The organism is Chitinilyticum litopenaei DSM 21440 (genome assembly GCF_000428145.1).
GTDB classification, from domain to species: Bacteria; Pseudomonadota; Gammaproteobacteria; order Burkholderiales; family Chitinibacteraceae; genus Chitinilyticum; species Chitinilyticum litopenaei.
The window spans coordinates 61294-70311 of record NZ_ATZJ01000020.1 but is presented as its reverse complement, the minus strand read 5'-3'; the positions used below and the strand labels follow the sequence as shown (position 1 = coordinate 70311).

The following is a 9018-nucleotide window of genomic DNA, read 5'->3' as shown; positions in this document are numbered from 1 at the left end:
TTTTCCATGCGGTGCAAGGTCGGGCAACTGCCCAGTTCCGCGCGGGTCCCCACGGCTGTTTGCATCAGCGGATCGTGGCGCAAGGCGGTGTGGTCGTTGAGGTCTTCGTAACCGCAGCACAGGGCATAGAGGCGCTGGGCGACGAGGTCGCGCAGGGAATGAATGATGCGGTCGGGATCGCGCGGATCGTGTAGCGCCTTGGCGACGGCCTCTGACAAACCGATGCGGTGATCAGTCTGGCGCAGCAACATCAGTCCGCCATCGGAACTGAGTGCGCCGCCAGTGAAATTGGCCTCGATCTGGCAACGGCCAAGACGGCCAAACGGGAGTTCAGGTGCGGTACACTTTGGCATCGGCGGAGTTGTCTGTGGATCGGTCTGGAAAGCATATCCTATGCGGCTTTAAGCCCTCCGCCGACCCCGAACTCATGAAAAATCCGGGCTAGCGGCAGCTGCCAAGAAAAAGGCCACCGGGTATGCGTCGGTGGCCTTTTTGTCAAAAGGGTTGCAGGTGTATACCCGGCATGATCATGCTCCGGGTTCGCGGGCCTTGCCCGATGCCGCTTCCGCCGTCTGGCTGGCCTGACGGGGCAGGGTCACGCTCTCGCCGCCCGGGATGCCCTCTTTTTCCCAGCGGTCGAATTCAGCCATGATGGTGTCGTAGGTCTGCTGGCTGATCTCGGGCAGGGCGCCGCCCAGCATGGCCTTGGCCTCGTCAAAGCCCTGCTGCACGGCCGCGCGGATCTTGTCGAGCTTGGCCGGATCATCCCCCATGGCAAACTTGGCAAAGCTGAGTATGCGCTCGGACACCTTGCGCACGCCCCATTCGCCATCCTCGGCAATGTCGGCCTTGGCCTTGTCGATGGTGGCCTGATCAACGCCGCTGAGCCGCTGCTCGCCGCTGACCACCTTGGCCATGTTCAGGCCCTGCTGCTCGATCAGCGGGCGGATCAGCTGCAGCAGCTCTTCGGCCTTCTGATTGGCCGCATCGATCATCGCCCCCACTTCCTCGGCGCTCTTCGGGCGCGGTCTGCCATAAACCTGCGCCTCCTCGCTGCGGGTCTTGCCCAGTGCGACCTGGTCTTGCGGTACGGCGGGCTGCGGCGTGGCCTCGCTGCCGCTGGCGGGCTTCTCGCGCGCGGTAACGCTGGCCGTGCTGCTCGAACTGCTCTGGAAGGTGCTGCTGGTTTGCACGCTGCTGCTGGAAATCGTGGTGCTCATGGTGATGGTCCTCGCTGGCTGCCGCGCGCAGTGCTGCGCCGGCCAATCGGAATCCGGCCTCGGAAGTCCGACCGATACCTGTGTTATCGGCGTCGCGCGCCGGCCGCTTGAGCGCAAGGCGGCTCGCTGGCGATGGGCGGTCAGCGCGGTGGGCGGCGCGCGTGACCATGCGAGCTGGCGACCGGGTATTTTTCGGCATTCAGCCGCAATTTGCGCTGCACCACGGCATCGAGATCAAGCCCGCTGCGGTCGGCCAGGCGCAGCAGGTAGAGCAGCACATCGGCGACTTCCTCGCCCAGCCGGGTGGCGAATTCGGCGTCCTGGCAGGCGGCAGCGGCCTCGTCGGGCGTTAGCCACTGATACAGTTCGACCAGTTCGGCGGCTTCGACCGACAGCGCCATCGCCAGATTTTTCGGATTGTGAAACTGATTCCAGTCGCGTTCGGCGCTGAAATCGCGCAGCTGTTGCTGCACGCGGGCAATATCCATGTGTGCTCTCGATGTGATGGGTATGAGGCTGCAGCCAATTTTGGTAAATGGCTGCAGGCTTATACCTTATGATGTGTGTCCTGGCGCGGCATTCAGCAGCGCCGTGCCGTCGGTTTGCAGCAGCTGCAGATAGCGTTCGTACTGGCGCAGCACGTCGGCAATCACCTCCTGGCGCGTCAGGTACTGCACATCGTAACCGGCGCGGCCATCCTCGAAAAAGGTCTGCGGCGCGAACAATTGTTCCTCGCCGGCATCGCTTTGTGCTGCAGCCAGCGGGTTGAAGGCCGGCGCCGGGCTGGCGGCGATGCGCACACCGTAGACAAAATCCCGGCGGCCTTCGACGGTGACGACCAGCGCCAGATGCTCCTCGCCCGTATCCACGCGGCTGGCCAGCCCGCGGCGATTCAATTCCGTGCTGACTTCGGCGAGCGCCGGCGCCACCACCGTCTGCAGGAAATGCGCAACCTCGCCGCGTTCGGGCTGGCGCAGCAGCTGGTCCAGCCGTGCCTTCCACAGCTGGCCGTTCCAGAAATTGGTGGCCGGCGACAGCTCGCGCGAGAAATGCAGGTGGTCAGCCAGCAGGCCACGCCACAGCCCGGCGCACAGCAGCAGCATGATGAAGGCAAAGGGCAGCGCCGCGATCAGCGTCATCGACTGCAGCGCCTTCAGCCCGCCCGCACTCATCAGGATGCCGGCGGTCAGGCCCAGCACCACCGCCCAGAACAGGCGCTGCCACAGCGGCGAGCGCGCCGCGCCCTGCGTGGCGATCGTGTCGATGACAAAGGCGCCCGAATCGGCCGAGGTGACGAAAAACACGCCGATCAGCAGCACCGCCAGCGTCGATGTCACGCCCGCCAGCGGCAGGTAATCGAAGAACTGGAACAGCAGCGCATCGACATTGCCGGCGCCGGCCGCCAGCGCGCCGCCCGCCACGTTCTGGTCCAGCCAGATCGCGGTATTGCCAAAGATCGTCATCCACAAGAGATTGAAGGCCGAAGGCACCAGCAGCACGCCGACGATGAATTCGCGTATCGTGCGCCCGCGCGAAATGCGCGCGATGAAAAGCCCCACGAACGGCGACCAGGAAATCCACCAGGCCCAGTAGAGGATGGTCCAGCCGCCAAACCAGCCTTCGCTGCTCGCCGCCTCGTAGCTGAAGGTGCGAAAGGTCAGCGACACCAGCCCGGACACATACTGGCCGATGTTCTCGCTCAAGAGCCCCAGCAGCGGCAGCGTCGGCCCGGCAAACAGCACAAAGCCCAGCAGCAGCACCGCCAGCAGCAGATTCAGCTCGGACAGCCGGCGCACGCCCTTGTCCAGCCCGCTGATGGCCGAGATGGCCGCCAGGCCGATCACCACGGCGATCAGCCCGAAGCGGAAGGCATCGCTGCCGGTATCCCAGCCGGTCAGCCGGTTGAGGCCGGCCGAGAGCTGCAGCACGCCATAACCCAGCGTGGTGGCGATGCCGAAAATGGTGCCGACCAGCGCGAACACGTCGACTGCATGGCCGATCGGGCCATGGATGCGCTCCTTGATGATGGGGTAGAGCCCGGCGCGCAGCGTCAGCGGCAGCTTGTAGCGAAAGCCGAAATAGGCCAGCACCAGCCCGACCAGCGCATAAATCGCCCAGGCATGCACGCCCCAGTGGAAAAACGTCGTCGTCATCGCCTCGCGCGCGGCGGCGGGCGTGCCGGCGGCGGCGGTAGGCGGAGCGGCGTAGTGCATCATCGGCTCGCCGACGCCGAAATACATCAGCCCGATACCCATGCCGGCGGCAAACAGCATCGCCAGCCACGAAGCAAAGCCGAATTCCGGCCGCGCATCATCCGGCCCCAGGCGAATGTCGCCATAGCGGCTTACCGCAATGGTGAGCAGCACGATCACGAAGGTGGCGACGCTGAGTACGTAGAACCAGCCGAAATGCTGCGTGACCCAGGCCTGGCCGGCAGCAAAGAAGGCCTCGGCAGCCCGGGGGGCGAGCGTGCAGACGGCCAGCAAGGCCGCAATGATCAGCATGGCCGGCACGAAAACCGGCATGGATAGGGTAGAGCGGCGCGATGCCGCAGTGGATGGCAGTGTGTCCAACAGCTCCTCCTTGGTAGTCTGGATTGTGGTCACCCGGCCTGAACGCAAAGCACAGACGATGGGCAGAGCCATAGTCTGCCAGTCATGCCGCCGGAATGCGCCGCACAATTTACCTTGGCGGGGGCCGGCGTCCGTTGTCAGCAGCGGTGGACGGTGGAAGCACAACCACCGCCCGCCGGCGTGCGCCTCGCCATTGCTGCACGGGGGGTAGGGCTGGTCGGGATGGTAGACGTCGCTGCGGCTGAGCTGGGGCTCCAGCCCGGCGATCAGCCGCATGCCGTCCCAGAGGAAACGGGTGGTCGTGGCAGGTATGTCGCTGCTGCCATTTGCCGGTAAGGGCTGTGGCGCTATCCCTGCTTGGGTATTTTGCTGGTAACGCAATAAAAAAGCCCCGCGATGCGGGGCCTGGGTGTTGCAATGACAGGGGGATGCGGCTTTGGCGATCAGAACGCCGGTACGACTGCGCCCTTGTATTTTTCCAGGATGAACTTCTTCACTTCCGGGGTTTTCAGCGCGGCGGCGAGTTTCTTCACTGCGGCCTTGTCCTTGCTGCCGGCTTCCACCACCAGGATGTTCACGTACGGCGATTCGGCGCCTTCGATCACCAGTGCGTCCTTGCTCGGGTTGAGCTTGGCTTCCAGCGCGTAGTTGGTGTTGATCAGCGCGAGGTCAACCTGGCTGAGCACGCGCGGCAGGGTGGCGGCTTCCAGTTCCTTGAACTTGAGCTTCTTGGGGTTCTGCGCGACGTCCTTCGGGGTGGCGAGGATGTTCTTGCTGTCCTTCAGCTTGATCACGCCGGCCTTTTCCAGCAGCAGCAGGGCGCGGCCGCCGTTGGTGGGATCGTTCGGGATGGCGACGGTGGCGCCTTCTTGCAGGTCGGCCAGTTTTTTCACCTTGCTGGAATACGCGCCGAAGGGCTCGACGTGCACGCCGGCCACGCTGACCAGATTGGTGCCGCGACCCTTGTTGAATTCGTTCAGGTAGGGCTGGTGCTGGAAGAAGTTGGCGTCGAGCTTTTTCTCGGCGACCAGGACGTTGGGCTGCACGTAGTCGGTGAACACTTTCACGTTGAGCTCGACGCCCTGCTTGGCGAGCGCCGGCTTGATGAATTCGAGGATTTCCGCGTGCGGGATGGCGCTGGCGGCGACATTGAGCTTGTCGGCGGCGTGGGCGCTGAAGGATGTGAACGCGGTGAAGGCGGCGGCAACGGCGGCGAGGACGGCAATCTTTTTCATGCAAACAGCTCCTTGTGGGATGGGTATCGGGCTACAGCCATTGGGTGTCATGGCTTGGCGGTGTATACGTTCGAGTTATTTACTGCTACTGACTGCAAACATTAACACCGGCTTATAAAATCAAAAAGACGACTATCGAATAACGATATGTCTGATTGCTATTTGTGTGTGCAGCGCTGCACCAGCCGGTCCCCGGCGCTCTGCAACGCCTGCACCAGCAGCAGCAGCAGGATGATGGTCACCACCATCACCTCGGTCTGATAACGGTAATAGCCGTAGCGGATCGACAGGTCGCCCAGGCCGCCGCCGCCGACCAGGCCGGCCATCGCGGTGTAGGACACCAGCGTGATGGCGGTGACGGTAATGCCGGCGATCAGCCCGCCGCGCGCTTCGGGCAGCAGCACGCCAAACAGGATCTGCCGCGTATTGGCCCCCATCGCCAGCGCGGCTTCGATCACGCCGTGCTCGACCTCGCGCAGCGCGGTTTCCACCAGCCTGGCGAGAAACGGCGAGGCGCCGATGACCAGCGGCGGGATGATGCCGGCCAGCCCGATGCGCGTGCCGGTGATGAATTCGGTGACCGGCATCAGGGCGATCAGCAGGATGATGAAGGGAATGGAGCGCAACACGTTCACCACCAGCCCCAGCGCGCGGTTGATGGTGGCGTTGGCCAGTAGCTGGCCTTTCGCCGTCAGGAACAGCACGATGCCCAGCGGCAGGCCAAGCAGGATGGTAAAGAGCAGCGAGCCGCCGAGCATCAGCAGGGTGTCCAGGGTGGCGGTGCCGATTTCCGGCCAGTCGATCTGGCTCAACAGGGCGAAATCCATCAGCGCAACTCCTCGATGTCGATCCCGCGGCTGCGGAACTGGGCAAAGGCGGCGGCCACGGCCGCTTCTTCACCGGTAAAGGCCAGCAGCATCTGGCCGCAGGGCGTGTCCTTGATGCGCTCGATGCGCCCGGACAGGATGCTGAAGTCGATATTGAATTCGCGGGCGGCATTGCCCAGAAAGCCCTCGAAGGTGGTCTCGCCGATGAAGGTCATGCGCACGATCTTGCCCGGGACATGGGCAAAGGCATCGGCCTGCGCGGCTTCGTCGATGTGCTCGGCTTCCGAGACAAAGCGCTGCGTGGTGGCATGGCGCGGGTGCAGGAACACCTGCGTCACCGGCCCCATTTCGACAATCTTGCCGCCGTCGATCACGGCGACCCGGTCACAGATGCTGCGGATCACGTCCATTTCGTGGGTGATCAGCACGATGGTCAGGTTCAGCTCGCGGTTGATCTTCGCCAGCAGCTGCAGCACCGATTGCGTGGTCTGCGGGTCGAGTGCGCTGGTGGCTTCATCGCACAGCAGGACTTTCGGGCGGTTGGCCAGCGCGCGCGCAATGCCGACACGCTGCTTCTGGCCTCCGGAAAGCTGGGCCGGGTATTTGTGCTTGTGCTCGGTGAGCCCGACCAGCTCCAGCAGCTCGTCGACGCGTGCGTCGATGGCGGCGCGGCCAAGCTGGCCGGCAATTTCCAGCGGAAAGGCGATATTGCGCGCCACGGTTTTCGAGCCCAGCAGGTTGAAGTGCTGGAAAATCATCCCGACCTGCTGGCGCAAGCTGCGCAGGCCCGCGCCATCCAGTGCGGTGATGTCGTCGCCATCGATGCGGATCTGGCCGGCGCTGGGGCGCTCCAGCAGGTTCAGCAGGCGGATCAGCGTCGATTTGCCGGCGCCGGAATGGCCGATGATGCCGAAGATCTCGCCGGCGGCGATGTTCAGGTCTATGCCCTTGAGCGCGGGAATGTCGCGCCCGTCGACACGGTAGGATTTGTGGATCTGCTCAAGCTGGATCACGCGGGGCCCTTGCTGGGTGGAGTGGGGTGCTTATTACTTATCACATCGGCGGCCTGACCGCCGCTGGAAATGCTGGCGACGCAATGGCTCAGTACGGCAGCTTAGCGAAGCGGGGCGGGCTTGGGCAGCAGGGAAAGTCCCAAGTTCGCCCCGCAACAAGCGCAAACCCCGGCGCCGGGCCGGGGTTTGCGGCAAGCGTCCGGCTGGCGGCGCTTACTTCTTGGCCGGCGCCGAAGCCTTGGGCGCCGGGGTGGCCTTGGTGGCTGGCGCGGCGGCGGCCTTGCCGCCCACGGTGACTTCGGCCTTGATTTTGGCGTAAGTGCCTTCCTTGATGCCCGGCACCTTCATCACGTCTTCGGTGGTCTTGAAGGGGCCGTTCTTGCTCCGGTACTCGATGATGGCCTTGGCTTTCTCCGGGCCGATGCCGTTGAGCGCTTCCAGTTGTTGCTGGCTGGCGGTATTGAGGTCAACGGCGGCCAGGGCGCTGGCGCAGAAGGCCAGACCGGCAAAGAGGGCAACGAGCAGTTTTTTCAGCATGGTGGGTTCCTTTGCTTCGGTTAGAATTGTGCAGCACATGTGCGTGCTGACTATAGACATTCTTTTTTTGATATTCAATTTGCAGTCAGCTTTTTATAAGGCATCGATTTTGGCAGGCATTACCCCCCAACAAAGCGTCGAGCATTACGAGAATTTTCCGGTCGGCTCCTTTCTGCTGCCGGCCCGGTTTCGCAAGCCGGTCGCCGCCGTGTATCACTTTGCGCGCCACGCCGACGATCTGGCCGATGAAGGCGACGCCAGCGTCGAAGAGCGCCTGGCCCGGCTGGCCGAATGCAGCGCCGAGCTCGCGCGCATCGCTGCCGGCCATGAGCCGCTGACCGCGCGCTACGCCGCGCTGGCGCCGGTAATCCGCAATTACGCGATTCCGCTGCCATTGTTCGAGGATCTGCTGTCGGCCTTCCGCCAGGACGTGACGAAGCAGCGCTATCAGGATTTCGGCGAGGTGATGGATTACTGCCGCCGTTCGGCCAATCCGGTCGGGCGCATCCTGCTCTACATCTTTGGCCAGACCGACAGTCGCCAGCTGGCGATGTCGGATGGCATCTGCTCGGCATTGCAGCTGGTGAATTTCTGGCAGGACGTCGCCATCGATTTCCACAAGCCGCGCCGGCGCATCTACCTGCCACAGGATGATCTGGCGCGTTTTGGCGTCAGTGAAGACGATCTGGCAGCCGGTGTGGCCACGCCGGCCTTCAAGAAGCTGCTGGCCTTCCAGTGCGAGCGCACCTGGAAGATGCTGCGCGCCGGCTCGCCGCTGGGGCTGACGCTGCCCGGGCGCGTGGGGCTGGAAATCCGCACCATCGTGCTGTCGGCCGACCGTGTGCTGACGAAACTGAAGCAGGTGGATTACGACGTGTTCACCGCGCGTCCGACGCTGCAAGGGGCGGACTGGCCGAAAATCCTGGCGCTGGCGGCCATCGCGCCCTGGTATCGTCCCAAGCCGGCGCAGGGAGGCTGTCATGGCTGATCGCAAGCTTGCTGCGCTGCTGCGCGGCGTACTGCAATTGTTTCGCGCGCGCAGCTGGGCGCAGCGCATCCTGGCCGGTGTTGTGGTGGTGCTGGCGCTGGCCGCCTGCCTGCCGCAGCTGGGTGAGGAACGCGGCGAGCGTGGCGAGAAGGGCAAGCCGCAGCGTGGCGCCGTGCTCAGCGGCGAGGTGGTGGGCGTGGCCGACGGCGATACGGTGACGCTGCTGACGCCCGACAAGACCGAATACCGCCTGCGGCTGGCCTACATCGACAGCCCGGAGAAAAAGCAGGCCTTCGGCCAGCAGGCGAAAAAGGCCTTGTCCGACCTGGTCTACCGCCGGCAGATTGAAGCGACGATTACCGATGTCGACCGGTATGGGCGCGGGGTAGCGTTGCTGACACAGGACGGGCGGGCGATCAATCTGGCCCAGGTCGAATCCGGTCATGCCTGGTTTTACCGGCAGTACGCCAAAAAGGCTCTGTCGCGCGGCGAGTTTGCCCGCTATGCCGCAGCGGAAGACGCGGCCCGCCAGGCGCAGCAGGGGCTCTGGCGCGACCGCGATCCGACGCCGCCGTGGGAGTGGCGCAAGCAGCAGCGCGAGGGGCGCTGAGGTCGAGCAAGGCGA

Annotated in this window: 10 protein-coding genes and 1 pseudogene; 2 read left to right on the top strand and 9 right to left on the bottom strand. The window is 64.2% G+C overall.

Translation table 11 applies throughout. From position 1 onward, the window contains the following. The 9 genes and pseudogenes from C515_RS20465 to C515_RS0109630 all read right to left on the bottom strand — a co-directional run. A partial coding sequence (locus C515_RS20465) for an IS1380 family transposase (protein ID WP_028455365.1) occupies positions 1–353 on the bottom strand: 353 nt, incomplete at its 3' end. A 174-nt stretch (positions 354–527) separates the two neighbouring features. Then, positions 528–1220, bottom strand: coding sequence for a hypothetical protein (locus C515_RS0109660; protein WP_028455364.1), 693 nt, complete (start codon positions 1218–1220; stop codon positions 528–530). A 140-nt stretch (positions 1221–1360) separates the two neighbouring features. Next, complete coding sequence (locus C515_RS0109655) at positions 1361–1708, bottom strand: nucleotide pyrophosphohydrolase (protein WP_028455363.1); 348 nt, start codon at positions 1706–1708, stop codon at positions 1361–1363. A gap of 66 nt (positions 1709–1774) precedes the next feature. Then, complete coding sequence (locus C515_RS0109650; RefSeq protein WP_211234026.1) at positions 1775–3793, bottom strand: BCCT family transporter; 2019 nt, start codon at positions 3791–3793, stop codon at positions 1775–1777. Positions 3794–4236: 443 nt separating this feature from the next. Further along, on the bottom strand, positions 4237–5028 hold the full coding sequence (locus tag C515_RS0109645; protein WP_028455361.1) for a MetQ/NlpA family ABC transporter substrate-binding protein: 792 nt from the start codon (positions 5026–5028) through the stop codon (positions 4237–4239). A 158-nt stretch (positions 5029–5186) separates the two neighbouring features. Continuing rightward, on the bottom strand, positions 5187–5855 hold the full coding sequence (locus C515_RS0109640; protein ID WP_028455360.1) for a methionine ABC transporter permease: 669 nt from the start codon (positions 5853–5855) through the stop codon (positions 5187–5189). After that, entirely contained in the window at positions 5855–6070 is a 216-nt protein-coding gene (locus tag C515_RS24990) for an NIL domain-containing protein (protein WP_308417123.1), read from the bottom strand. Before C515_RS24990 ends, C515_RS0109640 begins: the two co-directional genes overlap by 1 nt. Before the next feature lie 66 nt (positions 6071–6136). Beyond that, positions 6137–6868 (bottom strand): annotated as a pseudogene (locus C515_RS24930) (methionine ABC transporter ATP-binding protein); the annotation flags it as partial. A gap of 213 nt (positions 6869–7081) precedes the next feature. Further along, entirely contained in the window at positions 7082–7405 is a 324-nt protein-coding gene (locus C515_RS0109630) for a ComEA family DNA-binding protein (protein ID WP_081686871.1), read from the bottom strand. Positions 7406–7514: 109 nt separating this feature from the next. Between C515_RS0109630 and hpnC the strand changes: the two genes are divergently transcribed. Together hpnC and C515_RS0109620 are read left to right on the top strand one after the other, a co-directional pair. Continuing rightward, the gene (gene hpnC / locus C515_RS0109625; RefSeq protein ID WP_373277253.1) at positions 7515–8393 is read left to right on the top strand and encodes a squalene synthase HpnC; all 879 of its coding nucleotides are present in this window, start codon (positions 7515–7517) and stop codon (positions 8391–8393) included. Next, positions 8386–9003 (top strand): thermonuclease family protein, encoded by a 618-nt coding sequence (locus C515_RS0109620; protein ID WP_028455356.1) that lies wholly within the window; start codon positions 8386–8388, stop codon positions 9001–9003. Before hpnC ends, C515_RS0109620 begins: the two co-directional genes overlap by 8 nt. The last annotated feature ends 15 nt before the right edge of the window (positions 9004–9018 follow it).